Annotated in this window: 26 protein-coding genes; 11 read left to right on the top strand and 15 right to left on the bottom strand. The window is 73.4% G+C overall.

The annotated features are described in order from the left end of the window. On the top strand, positions 1–1,078 hold a 1,078-nt coding region (locus VI078_17360), incomplete at its 5' end, for an ATP-dependent helicase C-terminal domain-containing protein (protein ID HEY6001055.1). 188 nt (positions 1,079–1,266) lie between these two features. Here the strand turns inward: VI078_17360 and VI078_17365 are convergent. From VI078_17365 to VI078_17425, 13 genes are read right to left on the bottom strand one after another with little or no spacing between them, the layout of a single operon-like run. After that, a complete protein-coding gene (locus VI078_17365) occupies positions 1,267–2,628 on the bottom strand; it encodes a sigma-54 dependent transcriptional regulator (protein ID HEY6001056.1) in 1,362 nt (453 codons plus the stop codon). 7 nt (positions 2,629–2,635) lie between these two features. Then, a complete protein-coding gene (locus VI078_17370) occupies positions 2,636–4,075 on the bottom strand; it encodes an ATP-binding protein (GenBank protein HEY6001057.1) in 1,440 nt (479 codons plus the stop codon). Next, entirely contained in the window at positions 4,065–5,474 is a 1,410-nt protein-coding gene (locus VI078_17375; GenBank protein ID HEY6001058.1) for an undecaprenyl-phosphate glucose phosphotransferase, read from the bottom strand. Before VI078_17375 ends, VI078_17370 begins: the two co-directional genes overlap by 11 nt. A 57-nt stretch (positions 5,475–5,531) precedes the next feature. After that, positions 5,532–6,779 carry a DUF362 domain-containing protein gene (locus VI078_17380; protein ID HEY6001059.1) on the bottom strand — a complete coding sequence of 416 codons (1,248 nt, stop codon included), beginning with the start codon at positions 6,777–6,779 and terminating at the stop codon, positions 5,532–5,534. A 1-nt stretch (position 6,780) separates the two neighbouring features. Next, positions 6,781–7,974: a glycosyltransferase gene (locus VI078_17385; protein ID HEY6001060.1), complete on the bottom strand. Its 1,194-nt coding sequence runs from the start codon at positions 7,972–7,974 to the stop codon at positions 6,781–6,783. Continuing rightward, the gene (locus VI078_17390) at positions 7,971–9,074 is read right to left on the bottom strand and encodes a glycosyltransferase family 1 protein (GenBank protein HEY6001061.1); all 1,104 of its coding nucleotides are present in this window, start codon (positions 9,072–9,074) and stop codon (positions 7,971–7,973) included. Before VI078_17390 ends, VI078_17385 begins: the two co-directional genes overlap by 4 nt. Then, on the bottom strand, positions 9,071–10,186 hold the full coding sequence (locus tag VI078_17395) for a glycosyltransferase family 1 protein (protein HEY6001062.1): 1,116 nt from the start codon (positions 10,184–10,186) through the stop codon (positions 9,071–9,073). The genes VI078_17390 and VI078_17395 overlap by 4 nt, the downstream gene beginning before the upstream one ends. Next, positions 10,183–10,773, bottom strand: a complete 591-nt coding sequence (pgsA, locus tag VI078_17400; protein HEY6001063.1) for a CDP-diacylglycerol--glycerol-3-phosphate 3-phosphatidyltransferase — start codon at positions 10,771–10,773, stop codon at positions 10,183–10,185. The genes VI078_17395 and pgsA overlap by 4 nt, the downstream gene beginning before the upstream one ends. Further along, on the bottom strand, positions 10,770–11,504 hold the full coding sequence (locus VI078_17405; GenBank protein ID HEY6001064.1) for a transglycosylase SLT domain-containing protein: 735 nt from the start codon (positions 11,502–11,504) through the stop codon (positions 10,770–10,772). The genes pgsA and VI078_17405 overlap by 4 nt, the downstream gene beginning before the upstream one ends. Then, positions 11,501–12,541 carry an endolytic transglycosylase MltG gene (gene mltG, locus VI078_17410; GenBank protein HEY6001065.1) on the bottom strand — a complete coding sequence of 347 codons (1,041 nt, stop codon included), beginning with the start codon at positions 12,539–12,541 and terminating at the stop codon, positions 11,501–11,503. Before mltG ends, VI078_17405 begins: the two co-directional genes overlap by 4 nt. Next, complete coding sequence (gene ruvX, locus VI078_17415; GenBank protein HEY6001066.1) at positions 12,534–12,980, bottom strand: Holliday junction resolvase RuvX; 447 nt, start codon at positions 12,978–12,980, stop codon at positions 12,534–12,536. The genes mltG and ruvX overlap by 8 nt, the downstream gene beginning before the upstream one ends. Then, positions 12,977–13,771: a formate dehydrogenase accessory sulfurtransferase FdhD gene (gene fdhD, locus VI078_17420; protein ID HEY6001067.1), complete on the bottom strand. Its 795-nt coding sequence runs from the start codon at positions 13,769–13,771 to the stop codon at positions 12,977–12,979. The genes ruvX and fdhD overlap by 4 nt, the downstream gene beginning before the upstream one ends. Continuing rightward, complete coding sequence (locus VI078_17425; protein ID HEY6001068.1) at positions 13,768–14,397, bottom strand: molybdenum cofactor guanylyltransferase; 630 nt, start codon at positions 14,395–14,397, stop codon at positions 13,768–13,770. Before VI078_17425 ends, fdhD begins: the two co-directional genes overlap by 4 nt. A gap of 151 nt (positions 14,398–14,548) precedes the next feature. Between VI078_17425 and VI078_17430 the strand changes: the two genes are divergently transcribed. The 3 genes from VI078_17430 (at position 14,549) to nifS (ending at position 17,498) form a co-directional block, all read left to right on the top strand. Further along, positions 14,549–15,757, top strand: coding sequence for a homocysteine biosynthesis protein (locus VI078_17430; protein ID HEY6001069.1), 1,209 nt, complete (start codon positions 14,549–14,551; stop codon positions 15,755–15,757). A gap of 12 nt (positions 15,758–15,769) precedes the next feature. After that, a complete protein-coding gene (locus VI078_17435) occupies positions 15,770–16,186 on the top strand; it encodes an NIL domain-containing protein (protein HEY6001070.1) in 417 nt (138 codons plus the stop codon). A 157-nt stretch (positions 16,187–16,343) separates the two neighbouring features. Next, entirely contained in the window at positions 16,344–17,498 is a 1,155-nt protein-coding gene (gene nifS, locus VI078_17440; GenBank protein HEY6001071.1) for a cysteine desulfurase NifS, read from the top strand. 42 nt (positions 17,499–17,540) lie between these two features. Here the strand turns inward: nifS and VI078_17445 are convergent, their stop codons facing one another. Continuing rightward, positions 17,541–18,185 carry a hypothetical protein gene (locus tag VI078_17445; protein ID HEY6001072.1) on the bottom strand — a complete coding sequence of 215 codons (645 nt, stop codon included), beginning with the start codon at positions 18,183–18,185 and terminating at the stop codon, positions 17,541–17,543. Then, positions 18,182–18,754, bottom strand: coding sequence for an NAD(P)H-dependent oxidoreductase (locus VI078_17450; GenBank protein ID HEY6001073.1), 573 nt, complete (start codon positions 18,752–18,754; stop codon positions 18,182–18,184). Before VI078_17450 ends, VI078_17445 begins: the two co-directional genes overlap by 4 nt. A 124-nt stretch (positions 18,755–18,878) precedes the next feature. On the opposite strand from VI078_17450, the gene VI078_17455 reads away from it, so the two are divergent. The 7 genes from VI078_17455 to VI078_17485 all read left to right on the top strand — a co-directional run. Then, positions 18,879–19,859 (top strand): helix-turn-helix domain-containing protein, encoded by a 981-nt coding sequence (locus VI078_17455; protein HEY6001074.1) that lies wholly within the window; start codon positions 18,879–18,881, stop codon positions 19,857–19,859. A gap of 37 nt (positions 19,860–19,896) precedes the next feature. Further along, complete coding sequence (locus VI078_17460; protein HEY6001075.1) at positions 19,897–20,319, top strand: pyridoxamine 5'-phosphate oxidase family protein; 423 nt, start codon at positions 19,897–19,899, stop codon at positions 20,317–20,319. A gap of 61 nt (positions 20,320–20,380) precedes the next feature. Beyond that, a complete protein-coding gene (locus VI078_17465; protein HEY6001076.1) occupies positions 20,381–21,088 on the top strand; it encodes a class I SAM-dependent methyltransferase in 708 nt (235 codons plus the stop codon). Positions 21,089–21,213: 125 nt separating this feature from the next. Next, positions 21,214–21,750 carry a DUF4337 domain-containing protein gene (locus VI078_17470; GenBank protein ID HEY6001077.1) on the top strand — a complete coding sequence of 179 codons (537 nt, stop codon included), beginning with the start codon at positions 21,214–21,216 and terminating at the stop codon, positions 21,748–21,750. A 77-nt stretch (positions 21,751–21,827) separates the two neighbouring features. After that, positions 21,828–23,117 carry a class I SAM-dependent methyltransferase gene (locus VI078_17475; protein HEY6001078.1) on the top strand — a complete coding sequence of 430 codons (1,290 nt, stop codon included), beginning with the start codon at positions 21,828–21,830 and terminating at the stop codon, positions 23,115–23,117. Positions 23,118–23,126: 9 nt separating this feature from the next. After that, a complete protein-coding gene (locus tag VI078_17480; GenBank protein ID HEY6001079.1) occupies positions 23,127–24,329 on the top strand; it encodes a glycosyltransferase family 4 protein in 1,203 nt (400 codons plus the stop codon). Positions 24,330–24,342: 13 nt separating this feature from the next. Next, positions 24,343–24,927 (top strand): hypothetical protein (locus tag VI078_17485; protein HEY6001080.1); only part of this gene is annotated, 585 nt, incomplete at its 3' end.

Raw genomic sequence — 24,927 nt, forward strand, 5'->3', positions numbered from 1 at the left:
CGACGCGGCGGCGCTGCGCGCGGCGGCGCGGACGGCGGACCAGCTCGAGGGGTTGCTGCGAGGGATCCACCGTCACGCGGCGCCGAAGGGGGGGCGCGCGGCGAGCCTGCTCGCCCGCCTCCTCCTCGACGCCTGGCCGGACCGGCTGGCGCGCCTGCGCGAGCCCGGCGGCGAGCGCTACCTGCTCGCGACTGGCCGCGGCGCCCGTCTCTCGCCGGCAAGCTGCGTGCGCGGGCGCGAATTGATCGTCGCCGTCGAAGTGGACGCCGGGGGCGAGGGCGAGGGGATCATCCACGCGGCTTCAGCCGTCGACGCGGCGACCGTCCGCGAGGAGTGCGCCGGGCGGATCCGCGCCGAGCGCTCGGTGACCTGGGACGAGCGGCAGCGCCGGGTCGTCGGCGTCGAGCGCGAGGCGATCGGGGCCGTCGCGCTGGCGGAGCGGCCGTTCAACCCGGGGGACGGGGAGGCGCTGCCCGTCCTGTGCGAAGTGCTCCGCGCCCAGGGCGCCGCGCTCCTGGCCTTCGACGCGGCCGCGCGGCAGTTGCAGGGCCGCGTGCGCCTCCTGGCCGCCGCCTTCCCCGGCGCGGGCTGGCCGGACCTGTCGGACGGCGCGCTCTTCGCGGCACCGGAGACGTGGCTCGCGTCGCGCCTCGGCGGGGCGCGCACCGCGCGGGACCTGCAGCGCGTGGACGTCGCCGCGGCTCTGCGCGCGCTGATCCCGCCGCGCCTGCTGCCGCAGCTCGAGAAGCTGGCGCCCGCGCACCTCGAGGTCCCGAGCGGCCGGCGCGTGGCGCTCGACTACGAGCCGCCGGAGGGGCCGGTGCTCGCGGTCAAGCTGCAGGAGCTCTTCGGGCTCGGCGAGACGCCGGCGGTCGCGGCCGGGAAGGTGCCCGTGCTGGTGCACCTGCTCTCGCCGGCGGGACGGCCGGTGCAGGTCACGCGCGATCTGCGCGGCTTCTGGGACGGCGCCTACCGGCAGGTGCGCGCCGAGCTGCGCGGCCGCTACCCGAAGCACCCCTGGCCCGACGACCCCTGGAACGCCCCACCCACGTCGCGGACCAAACCGCGCGACCGATAGCTTCTCCTCAATGGCGGAGGAGAGTCCCGGGTTTGCTGGCCGACTGGGGGACGGGGTATGTGCTGCGAGCCGCTCAGACGGGGTCAGATGCAAGGAGCGCGACGATCCGGCGACCGAGGCGGCCTGGTGGCCGCCGCAGGGAGACGGGAGGAGCGCGACGCCGCAGATGGCCCCGTATCAGCGGCTCGCTACAGACCGTACTCCTGGATCTTCATCAGCAAGGCGCGATAGCTGATCTCCAGAAGCTTCGCGGCCCGCGTCCTGTTGCCTCCGCACTCGGTGAGCGCGCGGCCGATCAGGTGCCGCTCGAGGGCGGCCCTGCTCTCCGGGATCGAGAGCGTGTCCGGCAGGAACTCGCCCGCGCGTCGCGCCGCCGGCGCCGCCGGTGCCGGGACGATCTCGGCCAGCGTGATCCGCGGTCCCGCGGCGAGCAGCACGGCCCGCTCGACCCGGTTCTCCAGCTCGCGCACGTTCCCCGGCCAGGGGTAGGCCAGCAGGTAGGCGAGCGCCTCCGTGGAGAAGCCCTCGACCTTGCGGCCGAGCTTCTCGGCGAACTTGGCCAGGAAGTGCTCGAGCAGCAGCGGGACGTCCTCGGCGCGCTCGCGCAGCGGCGGCAGGTGCAGGTTCACGACGTTGAGACGGTAGTAGAGCTCCTCGCGGAAGCGCCCGGCCGCGACCTCCGCGGCCAGGTCCTTGGAGGTCGCGGCCAGCAGGCGCACGTCGACGTTCAGCGTCTTCGTGTCGCCGACGCGCCGGATCTCCTCCTCCTGGATCGCGCGCAGCAGCTTGACCTGGAGCGAGGGGGGGATCTCGGCGATCTCGTCGAGCAGCAGGGTGCCGCCGTCGGCCTCCTCGAAGAGGCCGCGCTTGTGGCTCGTCGCCGACGTGAAGGCGCCGCGCACGTGCCCGAACAGCTCGCTCTCGAGGAGCGCCTCGGGGATCGCCGAGCAGTTCACGGCGACGAACGCGCGCTCGCGCCGCTGGCTCTGCCGGTGGATCGCCCGCGCGATCAGCTCCTTGCCGGTGCCGCTCTCGCCGGTGATGAGGATCGTCGTCTTGAAGTTCGCGACCTGCCCGACCTGGGCGAGCAGGCGCTCCATCGCCGCGCCCTTGCCGATGATGGCGTGCGCGGCCCAGCGCCCGCTCAGCTCGCGCTGGAGTCGCAGGTTCTCCTCGCGCAGGCGCTCCTCCTCCAGGAGCCGGCGCACTTTGATCAGCAGTTCCTGCGGCTGGAAGGGCTTCGAGAGGTAGTCGCGCGCGCCGCGGCGGATCGCCTCGATCGCGGTCTCGAGCGAGCCGTAGGCCGACATCACGAGGATGAGCTGGTGGTGATCGACCTCGCGCAGCTGCTCGACGAGGGCGAGGCCGTCCACGTCGGGGAGCACCACGTCGCAGAGCACGACGGCGTGGCGGGTGGCCTTCGCGAGCGCGAGGCCCTCGGCGCCGGTGGCGGCGGCCGCGACGGCGAAGCCCTCCTTCGCGAGGAAGGAGGCGAGCATGTGCCGCAGGCTCTCCTCGTCGTCGATGACCAGGACCTGGATCTGACCCATGTCGCCGTCAGTGTACCTCGAAATCCAGCTTCTGCTCCGGGAACGTCAGCGTGAAGGTCGTCCCGGCATCGGCCTCGGTGCGCACGGTGAGCGTCGCGCCCATCGCCTCGGCCGCGCGCCGGCAGATCGCGAGGCCGAGGCCGGTGCCCCGCGCCCCCTTCCCCGCGGTGACGAACGGCTCGAAGAGGCGCGCGAGGACTTCGGGCGGGATGCCCGGGCCGTCGTCGCCGACGCTTGCACCGGGCCCCGCCCCGCCTGCCGGCCCGAACGTGGCGAGCGTCACCGTGCCGGCGCCCCGCAGGGCCTGCGCGGCGTTGAGGGCGAGGTTCAGGAGCGTCTGGCGCAGCCGGTGATAGTCTGCGCGCACCGCCGGGAGGCCCTCGGCGAGTTCGAGCCGCAGGGTGACGCCCGCGAAGTCCGGCTGGCGGCGCAGGTGCTGGGCCAGGTCGCGCGCGAGCGCATTGAGATCGAGATCGCTCCAGTCCATCCGCGGCGGGCGGGCGTACTCCAGGAGGTCGCGCATGATGCGGTCGATCCGCAGCAGTTCCCGCTCCGCGCGGTCGAGGTGCTCCCGGGCGGCCTCCGGCGCGCTCTCGTCGCGCGCCAGCGCCAGGTAGCCGGTGACGGCGCCGAGCGGGTTGCCGACCTCGTGCGCCACGCTCGCGGCCACGGAGCCGACGGCGGCGAGGCGCTCGGCCCGCAGAAGCTCCGCCTCCTTCGCGACGACATCGGCGTGGGCCAGGCGCAACTCCTCGAGGCGCGCACGTTCGAGATCGCGTCCCTCGCGCAGCCGCAGGCGCATCCCCTCGAATGCCGCGGCCAGATCCCCCAGCTCGTCGGTGCCGCGTTCCCCGACGGGGCGGTCGAAGTCGCCGCCGGCGATCCGACCCGCCGCGGCGGCGAGCCGCCGCAGCGGCCCGACGATCTGCACCGAGACCAGCAGGTGCAGGAAGAGCACGAGGACGAGCGCGGTGATCCCGAGCTGGACGAGCACCTGCAGATGCGTGTAGGCCGCCCGCCGTCCCCGGTCTCCTTGGGCGAATGCGACGACGAGGCTCGCCGGCGGCGCCCCGCGCGGTGCGAGCGCGTACGACGCGGCGTCCGCCGTCTTGCCCGGCTCGCTACCGGCGGCGGCGACCGTTCGCCCAGCCGCGTCGCGAAGCGTGAGCCCGGCGATGCTCGGGTCCTCGGCGAGCGAGGCGAGCAGTTCCTGCACCGCGGCCAGGGGCGGGCCCCCGGCGGGCGCGGCTGTCCCCGTCGCGTTCAGGGCGCCGAGGGCCTTCTCGACCGCCGTGGCCAGCGCGCGCCCGCGCTCGCGCTGCTCGGCCGCGAGGAAGGCGGCGTTCTGGCGCAGGAGCATGACGCCGAGGGTCCAGAGCGAGATGGCGACGAGCGCGAGGACGTTGAGGATCAACCGCCCGCGGATGCCGAGGCGGCTAGTACGCATGCTTGTTGACGAAGCCGTTCCAAAGCGTCATCAACAGGATCTTCACGTCGAAGGAGAGCGACCAGTTCTCGATGTAGAAGATGTCGTACTCGATGCGCTTCTCGATCGAGGTGTTCCCGCGCCAGCCGTTGACCTGCGCCCAGCCGGTGAGGCCGCAGCGCACCTTGTGGCGGAGCATGTAGCGCGGGACCTTCCCGCTGAACTCCTCGACGAAGACCGGCCGCTCCGGGCGCGGGCCGACGAAGCTCATCTCCCCCTTGAGGATGTTGATCAGCTGCGGCAGCTCATCCAGGCTCGTGCGCCGCAGCAGCGCGCCGAGCGCCGTGCGCCGCGGGTCGTCGGGCCGCGCCCAGACCGCGCCGGTCTCGGCCTCCGCGTCGTCGCGCATCGAGCGGAACTTGTACATCTGGAAGAGGGTGCCGTCGAGGCTCATGCGCTCCTGGCGGTAGAGGACGGGCCCCGGCGAGGTGAGCTTGATCGCCAGCGCGATCAGCGCCAGCAGCGGCGAGAGCAGCACCAGCGCGAGCAGCGCGAAGACGACGTCGGCGGTGCGCTTGACCGGCCCGTACCAGCCCGAGAGCGGGGTCTCGGTGAGGTTGATCATCGGGATGCCGCCGAGGCTGGCGAGCCCGGCGCGCAGCATCACGAACTGGAGGATGTCGGGGACGACGAGGATGTCGACCACCTCGCGGTCGACGAGGGCGAGCCCGCGCTCGAGCTGGAGGTGCTCCTCGCGCGGCAGCGCGAAGAAGACGTGCGCGATGCGGTGGGCGCGCAGCAGCTCCGGCAGGTCGTCGATGCGGCCGAGCAGGGGCGGCGCCTTGGCGGCCGGCCCGTTCGCGGCGGCGGGCGGCAGGTCGTCGACGAAGCCGGCGACGCGCAGGCCGAGCTGCGGCATCTCGGCGATCTTGCGGGCGATCGTCTGGCCCAGCTCGCCGGCCCCGACGATGAGCGCCTGGCTGACGTTGATGCCGCGCCGGCGCCGGATGCGCACCGCGATCACGATCAGGGCCCGTCCCGAGGAGGCCAGCAGGATGCTCGTGGCCCAGAAGAGCAGCAGCATCACCCGCGAGAACGTGTACTCGCGGTAGAAGAAGGTCAGCGAGATCAGCAGCAGGGTGGCGAGCGAGCCGGCCTTCGCCACGGAGAAGAACTCCTCGGTGCGCGAGAGGCGCCGCTGCGAGGCGTAGAGGCCGTTGACCCAGCTCGCCGCGAACCAGAGCGCCAGCACGACCGGCAGGAAGTTGAGGTAGGTGGCCAGCGGCGCGAAGCCCCTGGTGACCGGCACGATCTCGAAGTGGAAGCGCAGCAGGTACGCGAGCACGTAGGCGGCGGAGACCGCCGCGAGATCGGAGACGAAGGCGATCGCCGCCAGCGCCCGGAGGGGTTTCTGCACCATGATGAGGGCCGATTTTACCATGGGCGGCGCGGGCGGAGCCTCCCGCCCGATGCCGCCCTAGAGCTGCGCGCGGTGGAGGCGCATCCGCGCCGGGTCGAGCGTGACCCGGCCCTGCAGGATCCCCGATGCGGGGGCGTAGAGGCCCCCGAGCGCGTTGATGCGGTCGCGCGCGGCGGTCAGCCACGCCCGGACGGCCGGCGCGGACGGGTGGTGCCGCGGATTGCCGTCGATGGGGTAGAGGATGTCGCGCGCCGCGACGAAGTCCAGCGCCACGGGGTCCTGGCCGGCGAGGAGCCGGTCGCAGCGTCGCGTCGCGCTCGCCGGGTAGCCCGTGATCGCGAGGTGCGACACCCACGTCGCGTCGAGGATGGTGAGCGCGGGCGTGCGCACGATCGCGTACATCTCCGCGGCGGTCAGGCCGAGCGCCCCGTAGTGGCGCGGCATGAGCTGGCCGTCGGCCATCGAGAGCAGGCCGTAGCAGTGCTTGACGGCGCCCGTGAACTCCGAGCCGCCGTGGTCCTTGAGCACGGGCACGTTCAGCAGCTTGAGGTTCCCGCGGAAGGCGCCGTTCTTCCAGATGCCGCGGCGCAGCTCGACCCGGTTGCCCCCGCGCGTCGTGAAGCAGGGATAGGAGACGGCCCCGAGCCTGCGATAGCCGTTGGCGGCGTGGTCGTCGTCGGCGATGAACCGCGCCCGGATCGGGTCGAGCAGGAACTGCGAGACGCGTGGATCGCGGAAGCAGCCGTACACGAGCCAGGTGAAGCTGTGGCGCGGGTCGTTGGCGTTGGCCTGCACGGACCCGTCGCCGTCGTAAGCGGCGGACGTGTCGCACCGCAGGCTGCCGCGCCCCTGCCCGTTCTCGACGAGCACGACCTCCCCGGCGAAGCCGTCCGGGTGGTCGAGCACGGCCTGGACGATGCCGCGCACGAGGTCGCTGTTCGTCGCTCCGCGGTACTTCCACTGCGCGTTGACCTTGACGAGGACGACGTCCCCGCGGGCGATCATGCCCCCGGGGCCGCTGCGGGCGCCGGCGGTCGCGGAGCGGTGGAACTTGTACCCGCGCGCCCCCAGCAGGTCCAGCAGCGCCTCGACGCCCGCATGGCGGTTGTCGCCCCACGTGAAGGGGTCGGCCGGCATGTTCGTCACCGAGAAGAGGTCGCTGCCGAAGACCGGACCGGCCGCGCGCGCCAGGCCGCCGAGGGGCGCAAGCGCGCCAGCGGCGGCGCCCGCGGCGGCCGCCTTCAGCAGCTGGCGGCGGCTGATGCCCGCCTGTGTATTCTCTTCGGGCTGCGCGGCGCGGCTCACGTCACGTTGGACGCCGCCGGGCCCCGGACGGTTCCGGCGCTCGCGCGCCCGCGTCGCGGTTGCGCTCGACCCAGTCGCGGAGCTCCGCGATGTAGCGCGGCCGGTCGAAGCGCTGCACGGACGCGCGGACCGCCGCCGGGTCGAAGTCGCGCTCGTGCGCCTCGAAGAAGCGCACCGCCGCCACCAGCGAGTCCGCCGTCTGCTCGGGGAAGAGCACGCCGGTGGGCGCGCCCGCAGGCGGCGGCCACGGCGCGTGCGCCCCGGGGAAGCCGGGGTGCGGCACGACCGTCTCGAGCGCGCCGCCCCTGCCGAGCGCGATCACCGGCCGGCCGCTCGCCTGGGCCTCGACCGGCGTGATGCCGAAGTCCTCCTCCGCCGTGAAGACGAAGGCGCGGCACCCCGCGTAGGCCGCGCGCAGCGCGTCGGGGCCGATCCAGCCGAGGAACTCCACGTTCGGTCCGGCCAGAGCGCGCAGCCGCTCCTCGTCCTGGCCGCTGCCGACGATGCGCAGCGGGCGGCCGAGCCGGTTGAAGGCCTCGACCGCGAGATCGACGCGCTTGTACGGCGCGAACGCGTTGACCATCAGGTAGTAACCGCCGCCCCCCTCCCCGGGCGCGAAGGCGGAGAGGTCGACCGGCGGGTAGATCACATCCGCGTCGCGGCCGTAGTACTGGCGGATGCGGCCCGCCACGTGGCGCGAGATCGCGGCGTAGCGGTGCGGGCGCCCGGCCGTCGCCACGTCCCAGGCGCGCATCCTGCCGATGAGCGGCGGGATGAGCCGGCGGTTCCACCACGCGAGCCGCTCCGGGCCGAAGTAGTGCGCGTACTGGTCCCACGCGTAGCGCATCGGCGTGTAGCAGTAGCAGAGGTGCGTCGCGCCCGGCGCGGCGATCGCGCCCTTGGCGACGCAGTGGCTGCTCGAGAGCACGAGGTCGTACCCGCGCAGGTCGAACGACTCCACCGCCGCCGGGTACAGCGGCAGCAGGTGGCGGTAGATGCGGTCGCGGCCGGGGACGCGCTGGATCCAGGACGCGCGGATCGCCATGCGCTCGATCGGCGCCGAGAGGTGGCCGGCGCGGTGCAGCAGCGTGAAGAGCGTCGCCCCCGGGAAGAGCTCGCACATCGCCTCGAGGCACTTTTCGCCCCCGCGCATGCCGGTGAGCCAGTCGTGGACGAGCGCGACGCGCGGGCTCATCCGAGCGCCTCGCGGTAGACGCCCAGCGTGCGGCGCGCCGCCTCGTCCCAGGAGAAGAGGCGCGCGCGCTCGAGGCCGAGGCGCACGAGCCGCTCGCGCAGCGCCGCGTCGTCGAGGACGCGGCAGACCGCCTCGACGAGGGAGTCCTCGTCCTGCGGCGAGAAGTACGCGGCCGCGGGCCCGAGCACCTCCGGCAGGGAGGCGGCCGACGAGGCGGCCACCGGGGTGCCGCAGGCCATCGCCTCGAGCGGCGGCAGGCCGAAGCCCTCGTGGAGCGAGGGGAAGGCGAAGAGCGCGGCGCCGGCGTAGAGCAGCGCGAGGGCCTCCCGGTCCACGGGCGCGACAAAGCGCGCGCGCCCCTGGATGCCGAGGCGCCGTGCCCGCTTCTCCAGTCCGTGGCGCTGGGGCGCGTCCCCGCCGACGGCCACGAGCAGGAGGCCGGGGTAGCGTCGCGCGAGCCGGACGAAGCCCGAGAGCAGCAGGTCCAGGTTCTTGTGCCCCTTGGGGTTGCCGACGAAGAGCACGTAGGGGGCCGCGATGCCGAAGGCCTCCGCCACGTGGGCCTCGGCCTCCCCGGCGGGGCGGGGCCGGAAGATCTCCTCCACGCCGTTGGGGATGACGGCGAGCTTGCCGCGTGCCCGCGGGAAGGCCGCGGCGATGTCGCGCGCCGAGGCGTGCGAGACCGTGATCACGCGGGCCGCGGCGGCGACGGCGCGCCCGATCATCAGGCGCGCGTACAGCCGCGGCAGCCCGCGGTACTCGCGCGCCTGCAGGTGGATCAGGTCGTGGACGGTGACCACGGCCGGGCAGGGCAGGCGCGCCGGCAACACGTAGTGCGGCGCGTGGTAGAGGTCCAGCTGCAGCTCGCGCGCCTTCGCCGCGAGCGCCGTGAGCTCGCGCAGGGAGTACCCGCCGGCGCGCTCGGGCACGAGCCGGACCCGGTCGCCCTGCGGCAGGAGCGCCTCGTCACCGGGGCGGTGGAAGAGCACCCACTCGACGCCGCGCTCGAGCCCGACGAGCCGCTCCACGAGGTTGCGCACGTGCGTGCCGATCCCGTAGTCGGCCGCCTTGCGCGCGTCGACGCCGATGCGCACGCTCACCGCCGCTCCCCTGCCGCCTCGCGATAGACCGCCAGGGTCTCGCGCGCGCAGCGGTCCCAGCTGAAGCCGGCCGCCCGCGCCAGGCCGCGCTCACGCAGGGCGGCGAGCCGCCCCGGGTCGGACGCCAGCTCCGCCAGGCGCGCCGCCAGCAGGGCGGGGTCCCCGAGGGCGAACAGCTCGCCCGCGCCGGCGACCGTCTCCGGCAGGGCCGAGGCGTCGGCCGCGAGCACCGGCGTCCCGCAGGCCATCGCCTCGAGCGCCGGCAGGCCGAACCCCTCGTACGCCGAGGGGACCACCGCGAGCGTCGCCCCGCGGTACAGGGCGGGCAGGTCCGCGTCCGGGACGTAGCCGAGCAGGCGCACGGCCGGCTCAAGCCCGCGGCCGCGGATCCCCGCGGCGATCGCCTCCCCGCGCCAGCCCGGCCCGCCCGCGAGCGCGAGCTGCAGGTCCGCCGCCTCCGGCCGCGTGTGGCGCAGGATCTCGAAGGCATCGACGAGCAGCGGCACGTTCTTGCGCGGCTCGAAGACGCCGACGAAGAGCAGGTAGCGGCCCGTCAGGCCGTGGCGCTCGCGCGCCCGCCGGTCCGCGGCCGCATCCCCCCCGGGCGAGAAGCCGGGGTCGACGCCGTAGGGGACCACCGCGACCTTGCCCGCCGCCCGCGGGAAGCGCTCGAGGATCTCGCGGCGGCTGAACTCCGACCCCGTGATCACCCGCCGCGCCGCGCGGACCGCCCGTGCCGTGAGCGCGGCGAAGAGCAGGCGGTGGGCGCCCGAGACCGCCGCCGGGAAGCGCAGCGGGATCAGGTCGTGCACCGTCGCGACGAGCGGGCACCCGGCGAAGGCCGGGACGGCGAAGTTCGCCGTCCCGTGGAACAGGTCCAGCCGCGCGCGCCGGCAGGCGCCGGGCAGCCGGCCGAAGGTCCACGCGTGGCGGTTGCGCCCAGGGACGACCACGACCTCGCACTCCGGCGGCGCCGCCAGCGGCGCGTCGGCGAAGAGCACGAAGCGCTCCGGCGCCCCGGCGCGCGCGAGCGCCGCGACCAGGTTCGCGGTGTAGCTGCCGATGCCGGTGCGCGGCGCGTTCGCCAGCCGCGCGTCGATGCCGATCCTCATGGAGCGGCGGGCGTTTCCTTCCTGACCTGGATGAAGTGGCGGTACTCCCAGAAGTACAACGCCGCGCTCGCGAGCGAGAGCGCGAGCGTGGCCCAGAGAAAGCCCGAGCCCAGCTTCAGGTATGCGCCGTCGGGCACCCAGCGCGGCCAGACCGGCGCATGCGGGTTGGGCACGACGATGAGGAAGGAGATCGCCGTGATGCTCATCCCCATCTTCCACTTGCCGACCGCGCCCGCCGGGATGACGACCCCCTCCGCGGAGGCGACGCTGCGCAGCCCGGTGACGAGGAACTCGCGTCCGATGAGCAGCGCCGCCATCCAGTCGGAGACGAGTTCGTCGCGCACGAGGGGCAGCAGCGCGGCGGTCACCAGCAGCTTGTCGGCCACCGGGTCGAGGAGCTTGCCGAGCACGGTCACCTGGCCCCGGCTGCGCGCGACGTAGCCGTCGAGCCAGTCGGTCGCCGACGCGAGCAGGAAGATGGCGAGCGCGATCCAGCGGTCCACGGTCGTCCCCTCGTGCACGAGGAAGACCAGCAGCAGCGGGATGAGCGTGATGCGCGCCAGCGTGATCTTGTTGGCGGCGCTCACGGGGTGCGCTCCCGCCGCCACCCGGGAATCTCGGCGTACCGCCAGGGCTCGTTCGTGAAGACGCGGGTCCCCTCGGCGTTGACGAAGGTGTGGATCTGCGGCGTGTTCTCCGGCCGCAGGGCCGCCTTCACGCCGGGGGCGCCGCTCGCGGGGACGAGCCCGGCGTAGCGGCCGTAGTGCTCGAGGACCGTCTTCACGTACCCCTTCGTCTCGGGGAAGGGCGGGATGCCGCCGTACCGGCGCACCGCGTTCTCGCCGGCGTTGTAGGCCGCGAGCACCAGCTTGAGGTCATCGAAGGTGTTGAGCAGGTACTTGAGGTGTCGCACTCCCCCCTCGATGTTCTCGACGGGGTTGAAGGGGTTGCCCACGTTGCGCTCGCGCGCCGTCTCCGGCATCAGCTGCATCAGCCCGAGCGCGCCGGCGCGCGAGATCGCCCGGTTGTCGTAGTTGCTCTCGGCCTTGATGACCGCCTTGACGAGCGCACAGTCGACGCCGTGGCGTTCCGAGAGCCGGGCGATCTCCGCGTCGTACTTCTCGGCGGCGAGCGGCTCGGCCGAGGGAACGCGCGGGGGCGTGCTCCCCGGCACCTTGGCGAAGCGCGGATCGCTCGGGATGTTCGTGTAATGCGTCACGCCGCTCTCGTCCGTGAAGCTGTAGAGCGTCGCCCCGGCGGGGCCGGGCGCGGCGAGCAGGGCGAGCGCCAGCGCGGCGGCGAGCCTCGCGCGCGTCATCCCCGCCCCCGTTTCGTCGCCGGCTGGAAGCGCTGCACGGCGCGGTTGTGCTCCACCAGCGTGCGCGAGAACTCGTGGCTCCCGTCGTTGCGCGCGACGAAATAGAGGTAGTCGACCGGGGCGGGGTGCAGGACCGCGGCGAGGGAGGCGCGCCCCGGGGCGGCGATCGGCCCTGGCGGCAGCCCGCGGACGACGTAGGTGTTGTACGGGCCGGGCGCTGCGAGGTCCCGCTTGCGCAGGTTGCCGTCGAAGCGCTCAATGCCGTAGATGACGGTCGGGTCGGCCTGCAGCGGCATGCCGACGCGCAGCCGGTTGAGGAACACCGCGGCGACGAGCGGGCGCTCGGCCGTGGCGCCGGTCTCGCGCTCGACGATGCTCGCGAGCGTCACCGCCTGCAGCGGGCCGAGCGCGGACGGCGGCGCGCCCAGCGTCAGCTCCGTCCAGACGCGCTGGAACTGGCCGTGCATCGCGCGGATCACCTCGTCCGGCTCGGACGGCAGCGCGAATGCGTACGTCTCGGGGAAGAGGAAGCCCTCCGCGCTCGGCCCCGGGATCCCCAGCGATGCGAGGAACGAGCGGTCGCGCGCGCGGGCGAGGAAGGCGCCGGCGCCACAGACACCGCCGGCCGCCAGCCGCTCGGCGATCTGCTCCAACCGCCACCCCTCGGGAATGGTGACCGTCGCGCTGCGCCCCCTGCCCTCGGCGAGGGCCCGCACCAGTGCCGGGAGGCTATCGCGCGGGTCGAGGCGGTAGTCGCCGGGGCGCAGGGCGCGCTCGAGCCCGGCGAGCCGCGCCGCCAGCACGAACGCGGCCGGGCTCGCGACCGCGCCGGCGTCCCCGAGGGCTCGGGCGATCTGCCGCAGGTCGCTGCCAGTCGCGATGCGCACCTCCACCGGCGCCGTGCCGCGCCCCGCGGGGGCGATGAACAGCGCGTGCGCCACGTACGCGGCGGCGGCGCACCCGACGGCGAGCACCGCGAGGAGCGCCAGCGCCAGCGCGCGCCGCAGCGCCAAGGGCTTGCGGGGGGCGTCAGTCACCGGTGGTGGCCCTCCGCCGGTCGAGGTGGGCCTGGAGGATCAGGACCGCGGCGAGTTGGTCGCGCAGCCCCTTCCGTCGGGCGCGCGAGACGTTGGCCTCGATGAGCGTGCGCTCGGCCTGCACCGTGGTCAGCCGCTCGTCCTCGAGGCACACCCTGCCGGGGAGCACCTCCTCGAGGCGCTTGGCGAAGTCCTGCGCCGCCCCGGCGCTGGGTCCGAGGGTCCCGTCCATGTTGATCGGCAGCCCAACCACAATCAATTCAACAGTATAACGCTCGACAAGGGTTTTGACAGCCTCCACGGCCGCCGCGAGGGGCCGCCCCGCGATGCCCGGGAGGCCGTGCGCCGCCAGCCCCAGCTCGTCGCTGATCGCGACGCCTATCGTCTTCGAGCCCGGATCCAGCCCGAGAATCCTGCCGCTGCCCTGCGTCCCGCTCACGCCGTCACCCGCTCCGCGCCGGCGTAGATGGTCAGCCCGCCGCCGCGGACCTGCCCGATGACGGTGATCCCGGTGCGCGCCGCCAACTCGAGCGCCAGGTCGGTCGCGCTCGAGCGCGAGACGAGGACCGCGACGCCGAGCTTCGCCGCTTTCACCAGGATTTCCGAGGAGATGCGGCCTGTGGTCAGAAGGATCTTGTCTTCGACCGGGATGCCGCGCAGGAAGCACTCGCCATGGATCTTGTCGACGGCGTTGTGCCGCCCGATGTCGTCGCGGAAGAGCACGATGGCCTCCGGGGTGCCGAGCGCGGCGCTGTGCACGCCGCCGGCCTCGCGGTAGAGCGCGGAGCCGGTCAGCAGCGACTGCATGAGGCGGCGGACCGCGGCGACGCCCACGCGCGGGCCGGCGGGCGCCGGGAGGGCCTGCAGGGCGTCGAGCGCGTGAGTGAACGTCGTCCCCTTGCCGCAGCCGGACGTGACCGCGCGGCGCTCGAGCAGCTTCGCCGCGAGCGGGTCGACGCCCGTCGCCTCGACGTCCACGGTGCCGCCATCCGGGGCGACGCGGATCGCGGCGATGTCCTCGCGGCGGGAGACGAACCCCTCCCCCTTGAGGAAGCCGGCCGCCAGGTACTCGAGCGCGTCGTCGGAGGCCAGGAGCGTGATCAGCTCGCGCCCGTTGAGCCGCAGCGTGACGGCCACCTCGCGCGCCACGGCCACCTCCACCGGCTGGAGGGCGCCGTCGCGCCAGACCTGCGCCGGCCGCCGCAGGGCGCGGGGGTGCGGCGCCGTCACGGTCGCTCCGGCGCGCCGGCCTGCGCGGCCGCCAGCTCGGAGGGCGTGTTGACATTGACGAAGCTGCGCAGCCCGGGGTCGGCCGCGGCGAGGTCTCGCTCGGCGACGTGGCGCACGCGCAGGCCCTCCAGCGCGTCGACGACCCGCAGGCGCCCCCCGCGGATCGCGCGCTCGAAGCCGGGCAGGGCGCCGCGGCAGTAGAGGGCGAGCAGCGGCTCCGGCCGGCCGCCGACGAGCGGGACCAGCGCATCGGCGCCCTCGGCGTCGGCGCCGAGGAGCAGCTCGAGGACCGCGGGGGCCAAGTGCGGCATGTCGCACGCGACGCAGAGGACGACCGGGTGCGCCGCGGCGGCGATGGCCGCGTGGATGCCGCCGATCGCCCCGACGTCTCGGTGGACGTCCGGGACCACGCGCAGGCCGAGGTCGGCGTACGGCGCGGGGTCGTTCGCCGAGACGAACAGGTCGTCGACGAGAGGGCGCAGCAGCTCCGCCGTGCGCGCCAGCATCGCCCGCCCGCCGACCTCCAGGAGCGCCTTGTTCGACCCCATGCGGCTGCTCCTGCCGCCGGCAAGGACCGCCGCCGAGCGTCCCGGGAAGCGTGGAGCCCCCGTCGTCGTGCCTGCCATCGCCGCCTTCAAGGCCTCCCGTCCGGGCGGCGGCCGTCCCCGCTTCGCCGGGGGGCGCCGTCCTTGCAAGTTGTCGAGTTTTTTCGTAAAGTTGAAGTTTATCAACCCGGACGGGCGGCCGCAAGGGCCGCTCCCGGCGGAGGGGACAGGGGTGAGCGTAAAGCGCACGGTTGCCGAGATCAACGAGCGGATCAGGAAGGGCCAGGCGGTGGTGATGACCGCCGAGGAGGTCGCCCGCCTCGTCAAGGAGAAGGGGACGCGCAAGGCCGCGGCCGAGGTGGACGTGGTCACCACCGGCACCTTCGGGCCGATGTGCTCCTCGGGGGCGATCATCAACACCGGGCACACCAAGCCGCGGATCAAGATGAAGAAGGCCTGGTTCAACGACGTCGAGGCCTACTGCGGCCTGGCGGCGGTCGACTGCTACCTCGGCGCCACCGAACTGCCGGAGTCCGACCCGGAGAACCGCGTCTACCCCGGCGCCTTTCCCTACGGCGGGGCGCACGTCATCCAGGAGCTGGTGGCCGGCAAGGAGGTGCGCTTCCGCGCCATCGCGTACGGCACCGACTGCTACCCGCGCAAGGAGATCGAGACCACCGTTTCGCTCAAGACGGTCAACGAGGCCTACCTCTTCAACCCCCGCAACTGCTACCAGAACTACAACTGCGCCGTGAACCTCTCGGACCGCACGATTTACACCTACATGGGCGTGCTCAAGCCGAACCTCGGCAACGCCAACTACTGCAGCGCCGGGGTGCTCTCGCCGCTGCTCAAGGACCCGCTCTACCGGACGATCGGGATCGGCACGCGCATCTTCCTCGGCGGCGGCGTCGGCTACGTCGTCGGCCCGGGGACGCAGCACAACCCGGAGGTGCGGCGCCTGCCCTCGGGGGTGCCGGCCGGCGGGGCGGGGACGCTGGCGGTCACCGGCGATCTGCGCGGGATGAGCCCGGAGTTCGTCGTCGGCGTGAGCTTCACCGGCTACGGCGTGAGCCTGGCCGTCGGCCTGGGCGTGCCGATACCCGTGCTCGACGAGGAGGTCATGCGCCACGCCGCCCTCGGCGACGAGGATCTGGTGACGCAGGTGATCGACTACTCCCACGACTACCCGGAGATGGTCGCCCGCAGCCTCGGGGAGGTCAGCTACGCCCAGCTGCGCAGCGGCAGCGTCCAGATCCAGGGACGCGAGGTGCCGACCGTCTCGCTCTCGAGCCTCCCCAAGGCCCGGAAGATCGCCGCCCGGCTCAAGGAGTGGATCGGAGCCGGCGACTTCCTGCTCAGCGAGCCCGCGGCCACGCTGCCGGGCCCGGGGTCGGGGATCGCCATCAAGGCGCTGCACGAGCGCGCCAGGAAGCACTAGGGGGAGCGGACCGTGACCGCGAAGGTTGCCCACAAGATCGTCCTGCACTTCCCGCAGCAGACCTGGGACCGGCCCATCGTCTGCATGCTGGCCAAGGAGTTCGACCTCTGCTTCTCGATCTCCAAGGCGGAGATCACCCACGAGGAGGAGGGGCTGGTCGTGCTCGACCTCTCGGGCGCCGAGAGCGAGTACAAGCGGGGGATCAAGTTCCTCAAGGAGCAGGGGGTGCGCGTCGAGCCGCTCGAGCGCGACGTGACGCGGGTCGAGGCCAAGTGCACGCACTGCGGCGCCTGCCTCGCCGTCTGCCCGACCGAGGCGCTGGATGTCGACCGGGAGACCTGGCTCGTGAGCTTCGACCCCGGCAAGTGCGTGGCCTGCGAGCTGTGCATCGCGGCCTGCCCCCCCCGCGCCATGCAGACAGCCTTATGATCGTTATGGGGCGGGCTTCGGGGTCCTGTCGCTGCGCGCCCCCGTCGGTGCTCGCCTGCGGCTGCGCGCCGCCGGGGGTCCCCCGCTCCGCGCCACCCCTTCGCCCAGCACGTTCAACAAAAGAATTCCCGGATATGGCTCGTGGGAGGCGCGAGGGGTGAAGCCGGTTTATTTGGACCACAACGCGACGACGCCGGTGCGGCCGGAGGTCCTCGAGGCGATGCTGCCGATGTTCCGCGAGGACTTCGGCAACCCCTCGAGCGTCCACACCTGCGGGGGCGTCCCGCGCCAGAGACGGGAGGAGGCGCGCGCCAGGGTCGCCGCCCTGCTCGGCTGCTGCCCGGTGGAGGTCGTCTTCACGTCGGGCGGGACCGAGAGCGACAACCACGCCATCAAGGGGACGGCGTTCGCCCTGCGCGAGAAGGGCACGCACATCGTCACCTCGCGCGTCGAGCACCACGCGGTGCTCCACACCTGCCGCTGGCTGGAGCAGCGCCTGGGCTTCTCCGTGACCTACGTCGGCGTCGACGCCGACGGTCGCGTCGACCCCGCGGCGGTGGCGGGGGCGATCACGCCGCAGACCATCCTCGTCTCGATCATGGCCGCCAACAACGAGAGCGGCACGGTGAACCCGATCGCCGAGATCGGGCGGCTCTGCCGCGAGCGCCGCGTGCTCTTCCACACCGACGCGGTGCAGGCGGTCGGCAAGGTGCCGCTGGATGTCCAAGCGGCGAACGTCGACTTCCTCTCGCTCTCCGGCCACAAGATCTACGGGCCGAAGGGGACGGGCGCCCTCTACATCCGCGAGGGCGTGACCATCGACCCGCTCATCCACGGCGGCGGCCACGAGATCCACCGGCGCGCGGGGACCGAGCACACCTCGGGCATCGTCGGCCTCGGCAAGGCCGCCGAGCTGGCGCGGCTGGAACTGGACGCCGAGGCGCGCCAGCTCACCGCGCTGCGCGACCGGCTCTGGGAGCGCATCCGCGCCGAGATCCCGGACGTGCGGCTCAACGGTCACCCGACGCAGCGGCTGCCGAACACCCTCAACGTCTCGTTCCCGCGCATCGAGGCCGAGTCCGCGCTCATGCTGCTGGACCAGCAGGGCTTCGCCGTCTCCACCGGCTCCGCGTGCTCTTCCGAGGACCAGGAGGCGTCCCACGTGCTCACCGCCATGGGGCGCAGCCCGCTGGAGGCCCGCGGCGCCATCCGCTTCTCGCTCGGCCGTGACAACACGCCCGAGGACATCGAGCGCCTGATGGCCGTGCTCCCGGGGATCATCGCGAAGCTGCGGGCGATGTCGCCGCTGTAGACATCGGGCAGGGTCCGCGGCCGGGCCATCGCCGGCCCCCGCCTACTCCCCGAACGGGTCCTCATTCATCCGCCCGAGCAACCCGTGCCGCGTGCCCTCGACGAAGTGGCCGACGTTCGCGAAGGCCATGTAGAGCCAGCGCGGCATCAGGTCCTCGCGCATCAGCGCCACGGCCTCCGGCGGGATCGGCCGCCCCGCGGCGAGGGCCTCGGCCGCCAGGTCGAGCGAACGGCGCGTCTTCGTGAAGAGTCCCCCGGCGGCCGCCAGGTCCTTGTCCCCGAGCGCCCCGCCGCCGCCGCGGCCCAGCCCGCCGAGCCACGTCAGTCCTGCCTCACGCGCGAACAGGCGGCACATCTCGACCGCCGTGTCGGTGTGACGGGATTCGAGGAACCCGCAGTTGACGAGCGCGGCGACGCTCCTGGGACCGGAGCTGCCGGCCGCGATCCGCATCAGCGCCCGCTTCATGCGCGCCGGCACACCATCCCCGTAGAGCGGGAAGGTCAGGAGCAGCAGGTCGCTGGCGCGAACGTCCGCGAGAAGCGTCGTCTCGGGGGCGAGCGCCCGGCGCCGGACCTCGATGCCGGCTGCGGCGAGCCGGTCGCAGAGGTACGCGCCGAACCGCCAGGAAGAGCCCCTCGCCCCTTTCGGGCTCCCGCAGAGCAGCAGCGCCGACCGGATCGCGGTCACAGAGCCTCCATGCGCGTGAGGATGCCGTCGATTGCGGCGCCGACCCCGGCCGCGCCCTCGCTCCTGGCGAGGCAGCCGGCCTGCCAGCGCAGGCCGTTGAAGTTGAGCGCGTTGCGCCAGACGCGCTGCCGGAACGAGGCCGCGGCCTCCTCGTCGGGACGCTCCTGGATGCCGACGGCGATGATCTCGTACGCCTTGTCCTTCGCCCGCAGCGGATGATGCATCTCGCCGCGGAAGACCCGGAAGAACGGGGTCAGAATGCCGATGGAGCGCTCCATCACGGCCTTCAGGTCGGGGTGGTAGCCGCCGAAGACGACCGGCGTGAAGAAGACGAGCCGGTCGGCGCGCGCGATCTCCCGGGTGATCGGCCGGCAGTCATCGTCGATGACGCAGACCCCCGGCGTTCGAAGCCAGCAGCCGAAGCAGCCCGTGCAGGCCGCGATCTTCCGACCGGCGGGCCGGATGACCGTGGTCTCCGAGTCGCCGCGAAAGCGCCGGATCAGGGCATCGCGCGCCGCCGCGGCGAAGGAGTCCTCGGCGGCGCACGCGTCCAGGATCGCGGTCTTCATCGGGCCTCCCCGCTCGCGGCAGTTCCCTGACGGGCAACGCCAGGCCGCCGCGGCCAGGACGAGTCTAGCGCACCTCGGCACGCGCTTGACAGCCCCGCGCGGCACTCCGAGAATCACGGTCAGGATGGTCAGGACTTCGACGGCCGCCAGGGAGGATCGCGACCCCGCGCGCCTGCGCCTGGAGTTGGGTCGGATCCGCCGCCTCGTCGGCCCGGTGACGCCGGAGCAGCTCCGTTTCGTCGATTGCTTCGCCGGCGTCTCCGTGGCGTTGTTCGTCCCGGCGGCCGGGCACTGCGGCTACGCGATCCAGCCGGCGCACCGCCACCCCGCCTACTCCTTCATCGTGAACTTCGACGACCACGGCTCGTATTCCGTGGGCGGGCGGCGCATCGCGGGCGTGCCGGGGACCGTCTCCGCCCTCTCGCCGCAGGTGCCGCACCAGGAGCACCCCGGGGAGCAGGTGGCGCGCTACATCGCCGTGCTCGTCGCGCCGGAGCTTTTCGAGCGCGTGAGCCGGGCCTATCCGCGGCCGGTCCCGCGGCCGCTGCTCGGACACGGCTTCCCGGCGTCCCCGGACCTCGTGCTCGCGCTCAAGGAGTTCATGCGGGAGTGCGACGACCGCCCCCCCGGCGCGGAGGAGGTGCTCGAGGCGCTGGGCGTGCGGATCGCGCACCTGCTCGTCCGCGGTCTGCTCGGAATCGCCGGCGCCTCGGAACGGGTCGAGCGGCGGGCCGGGGTCGACCGGGCCATCCACCACATGCACGTCCACTACGGCGAGAAGCTGACCGTGGCCGCCCTGGCGGGGCTGGCCGCGATGTCCCCCTCGCACTTCGCCCGGGTCTTCAGGACCGAGACCGGGCGGCCGCCCCTGGAGTACCTGCTGGACGTGCGGCTGGAGAAGGCGCGGCAGCTCCTGCGCGGCGCGGATCTTCCGGTCACGGAGATCGCGCTGCGCTGCGGGTTCGGCACCTCGTCGCACTTCGCCGCGACGTTCCGCCGGCGCTTCGGCACCACCGCGCGGGGCTACCGGGCGACGCTCACCCGCAGCAGTCCGGCGACAAAGAAGGGGCGGATCCCGAAAGACGCGGCCCGGGCCACGGCGTAGCCTCGTTCCCGAGAACAACAGGGAAGGAGAGCGGCGCATGACCAGGGAGGAGATCTTCGCGATGATCCAGGCCCACCCCGTGTTCCACCTCGGGACCGTCGAGGGCGACCAGCCGCGGGTGCGGGCGATGCTCATCTACCGGGCCGATCACGGCGGCATCGTCTTTCACACCGGAAAGATGCGCGACGTCCACCGCCAGCTCCAGGCGCACCCGAAGACGGAACTGTGCTTCGAGGACACGGAGCGGATGATCCAGGTGCGGGTCAGCGGCGAGGCCGAGCTCGTGGAGGACCTCGCCCTGAAGCAGGAGATCGCGGCGCACCCGACCCGGGCCTTTCTCAAGCCCTTCATCGCGGCGCATGGCTACGATCCGCTCGCGGTGTATCGCATCAGGAACCCGGTCGCCACGATCTGGACGATGGCGGAGAACCTGGCGCCGAAGCGCTCGCTCGCGCTCTGAAGCCGGCGACCCGGGGCGCCTCTTGACGGCGTCGGGCGCGGCCGCGAGAATCCCCGGCACCATGGGCGCGCCCGAACACTCGCCGCAGAACTACTTCGGCGCCGGCCGCTCCTCGACCTACGACCGGAAGATCCGCGCCAGCCTCCCGGGCTACGAGGCGCTGCACGCGATGGTCGACGACCTCCTGCGGCAGGCGCTGCCGGCGCAGGCGCGGCTGCTGATCGTGGGCGCCGGCACGGGGATGGAGCTGGTCACGCTCGGCGAGGCGCACCCCGGGTGGAGCTTCACGGCGACGGACCTCTCCGCCGAGATGCTGGCGATCGGCCGGGCCAACGTCGAGGCCGCGGGACTCGCGGACCGGGTGCGGTTCCACCTCGGCCCCGTGCAGGATCTGCCGCCTGATGAGGCGTACGACGCGGCGACGAGCATCCTGATCTCGCATTTCATCAGGGCGCGGGAGGAGCGGGGGCGCTTCTTCGGGGCGATCGCCGCGCGGCTGCGCCCGGGGGCCCCGTTGGTCACCGCGGAACTCGTCGGCGACCGGCAGGACGCGGGTTGCGCGCATCTGCTGGAGGCGTGGAAGGGCCACTACGCCGCGGCCGGCATCCCGCCCCGCGAGGTCGAGGAGGACTTCGCCCGCACCGACGCCACCGTGTCATTCATCCCGGAGGCGGCACTGCTGGCGCTGCTCGCCGGGAGCGGCTTCGCGGACGTCCGCCGCTTCTTCCAGGCGTTCCTCTTCGGCGGCTGGGTGGCGTGCCGGGCGTAGACGCCCGCGCGTTCACTCCTCCCTGCCGGCCTTCGCCACCCGGGCGTGCCCGCCGCTGCCGGATGCGGTACACTCTCGCCCCTGCGGGACGGCAGGGGCCCCGGCGCGGGACCGAAAGGAGCGGCATGGCCGAGGAGAAGAAGGAGCGGTGGCTCAACTGGCTCGCGCTGACGACGGTGATCTTCGCCGTCTGCGCGACGCTCGCGACGTTCAAGGGCGGCGGGTACTCGACGCGCTCGGTGCTCAGCCAGACGCAGGCCTCCGACCAGTGGGCCTTCTTCCAGGCCAAGAGCATCAAGGGCTACCTCTACGAGATCCAGCGCGAGAAGCTGGAGCTCGAGCGCGAGGTCGCGAAGGTCGGCGCGCGCCCCGAGGTGCTCGCGGCCTACGACCGCATGATCGCGAAGTACGCCGAGAAGACGGCGAAGTACGACAAGGAGAAGGAGGAGATCTCCGCCGCCGCCAAGGGCTTCGAGACGACCCGCGACGAGTCCAAGCGCCACCAGGCGGCCTTCGGGATCGCGGTGATCTGGCTGCAGATCACGATCCTGCTCTCCTCGATCGCCGCGCTGATGAAGAAGCGCCCGCTGTACTTCACGGCCCTGGCGATCGGGGCGGCGGGGCTCGTCGCCTTCGCCAACGGCTTCCTGCTCTTCCTCTAGCGCCGCCGGCGCGGCCGTTTCCCCGCCCTGTCGAATGGGGTACACTCCCTCCGCACGCGAGACTGGGTGAACGAGCGATGACCGACGAGAACGCACCGACGGCGCCGGCCGGAGCCGGGCGCCCCGACGTCGACGCCCTCATGGAGCGCGTCCGCGCCGGCGTGGCGGACAAGCTCGCGCGCGGCGTCTGGACGAAGGAGGAGCTCGACCGCGTCGCGCGCCTGGAGCTGCGGGTGCGCGAGCGGGTCGACTTCGGCCCCGACCCGACCGAGGACCTGGCGCTGCTGCACACGCACTGGGACCCGCTCGGGCCGCCGCGCTTCAGCTCCCACCGCGGGGCCGTCGGCCGGCTGATCGTCCGCGCCAAGGGGCTGCTCTACAAGCTCGTGCGGCCGTTCGCGACCGTCGCGCTCCAGCGCCAGACCGACTTCAACAGCGCGGTCATGCGGCTGCTCACCGGCGCCACGCTCGGCGTGCGGCCGCTCGAGGAGAGCCACGAGGCGCTGCTGCTCAAGCACGACGAGCTCGAGCGCAGCCACCTCGAGCTCAACGCCCGCTGCGGCGAGCTGCTGGCGGAGGTGCGCCGCCTGCAGGCGCGCCTCGAGTCGGTCGAGCGCGCGGGCCTCGCCCCGGAGGCGATCGCCGCGCCGCGCGCGGTCCCGGCCGCCGGTCCCTCGCCGCTCTCGTACCTCGCGTTCGAGGAGAAGCACCGCGGCCCCGGCGAGGCGGTCAAGGAGAAGCAGCGGCTGTACGTGCGCCACTTCGCCGGCGCCCCCGGCCCGGTGCTCGACGCCGGCTGCGGGCGCGGCGAGTTCCTCGAGCTGCTGCGCGAGGCGGGGATCGCCGCCTCGGGCGTGGACGCCGACCCCGAGATGGCGGCGCGCGGCCGGGAGAAGGGCCTCGACATCGCGGTCGGCGATCTCTTCGCGCACCTGGAGCGGCTCCCGGACGGCGCCCTCGGCGGGCTCTTCGCGGCGCAGGTGATCGAGCACCTGACGACGGCGGAGCTGGTCGCCTTCGTGCGCCTGGCCCACGCCAAGCTCGCGCCCGGCGGGCGGCTCGTCGCGGAGACCATCAACCCGACGAGCCTCGCCACCTTCTCCGGCGCCTTCTACCTCGACCTGACGCACACCCGCCCGGTGCACCCCGAGGCGCTGCGGTTCCTCCTCGAGGCGACGGGCTTCACCGCGGTGGAGCTGGAGTTCACCTCGCCGATCCCGGACGCGATGAAGCTGCAGCCGATCGACGTCGCGCACTGGCTGCGCGACGCGGACCGGGAGTTCGTGCGGCTGGTCAACGACAACTTCGGCCGGCTCAACGGCCTCGTCTACGGCCCTCAGGACTATGCTGCGGTGGCCACGCGCTAGCGGAGTGCGGTGAAGCAGCCGACGCTGGCGTTCGTCGTCCCGTGGTTCGGCGACGAGGTGCGCGGCGGCGCGGAGCTGCAGGCCTGGGAGACCGCGCGCGAGCTCTCCCGCCGCGGCTGCCGCGTCGAGGTGCTGACGACCTGCGCGCGCTCGTTCCTGCACCGCTGGGACGAGAACGTGCACCGCCCCGGCGCGAGCGAGCGCGAGGGCGTGACCGTGCGCCGCTTTCCGGTCGACCGGCGCGACGAGGCGCGCTTCGGCGCCGCGACCCGGGCGCTGCACGGCGGCGCGCGCCCCACGCTGGCGGTCGAGCACGATTTTGTCGCCGAGAACATCAACAGCGCCGCGCTGTACCGCTTCATCGCCGAGAACGCGGAGCAGTACCTCTTCGTCTTCACGCCGTACCTCTACGGCACCACGCTCGCCGGCGCCGCGGTGCGCCCCGACCGCAGCCTGCTGATCCCCTGCCTGCACGACGAGCCGTACGCGTACCTCGAGGCGGTGGCCCGCACCTTTCGCGGCGTGCGCGGCTCGCTCTTCTTCACGCCCGAGGAGGCGGCCCTCGCCCGCCGCGTCTGCGGCGGCGCCGAGCCGCCCGGGCGGGTCACCGGCGGCGGGCTCGACACGCACCTGCGGGGCGAGGCCGCGCGCTTCCGCGGCGCCTCCGGGGTCGACGGCCCCTACCTGCTGTACGTCGGGCGCCTCGACGAGGGGAAGAACACCCATGTCGCCATGGCCTACGCCGGCGCCTGGGCGCGCCGCCGCGGCGGCGGGGAGCGGCTCGTGCTCGTCGGCGGCGGCCCGCTGGCGATCCCCGACGATTCCGCGCTCGTCGCCGCCGGCGTGCTCGACGAGCAGGGGAAGATGGACGCGTGCGCCGGCGCCCTCGCGCTGTGCCAGCCGTCGGTGAACGAGAGCTTCTCGCGCGTGGTCATGGAGTCGTGGCTCAACGAGGTGCCCGTGCTCGTGCACGCCGACTGCGCGGTCACGGTGGGCCACTGCCGCCGCAGCGGGGGCGGCCTGTGGTTCCGCGGCTTCCTCGAGTTCGCGGAGGCCGCCGACCTGCTGGCGGGCGACGAGGCGCTGCGCCGGCGGCTCGGGCAGGCCGGGCGCCGCTACGTGCTCGCCGAGTGCTCCTGGGACGTGGTGTGCGGCCGGATCGTGCGCGCGGTGGCCGAGCTCACCGGCGAGCGGCTCGCGGTCGGCGGCTAGACAAGGAGGAGTCGTGCACGTTCGTCACGCGATTGCCAGGTCTCTTCGGGCCGGCGCCTGCGCGCTCGCCCTCGCCGCGCTTGCGGCGCCGCTGGGCGGCGCGAGCGCGCTGGCCCAGGAGAAGAAGGTCTCGCTCTCCTTCACCGGCGAGCTGCTCAACCGGATGGCAACGGACACCGGGGGCGAGCAGACCGCGGAGATCGTCGACCGCATCCTCGGCCTCTCGCCGGATCTGGTCAACGTGCGCCTGCAGCGGACCTCGGGCAGGATCGCCCTGTTCCTCACGACGCGCGCGGACGAGGACGTCCCGGTCGACTTCCAGTTCACGCTCGACAAGATGGTGTACTACCGCATGCGCACCGCCGGCGGCGACGCCGAGGGCATGACGCAGGCGGTCCAGGAGGCGAAGGCCCGCGAGCCGCTGCTGCTCGCCGTTTCCTTCCGCCAGCACGGGGTGTACGCGGTGGTCGACTGCACCGTTGATCTGCGCCCCGCGCTCGCGGCGGCGCGGAAGGTGCGGGAGCGACGGGAGGCCGAGGCGCGCGCGGCCGCCGAGGCGCGCGCGGCCGCTGCGGCCAAGGAGGCGGAGGAGACGCGG

The sequence above is a fragment of the bacterium genome, from assembly GCA_036524115.1.
Taxonomy (GTDB): Bacteria; JAUVQV01; JAUVQV01; order JAUVQV01; family DATDCY01; genus DATDCY01.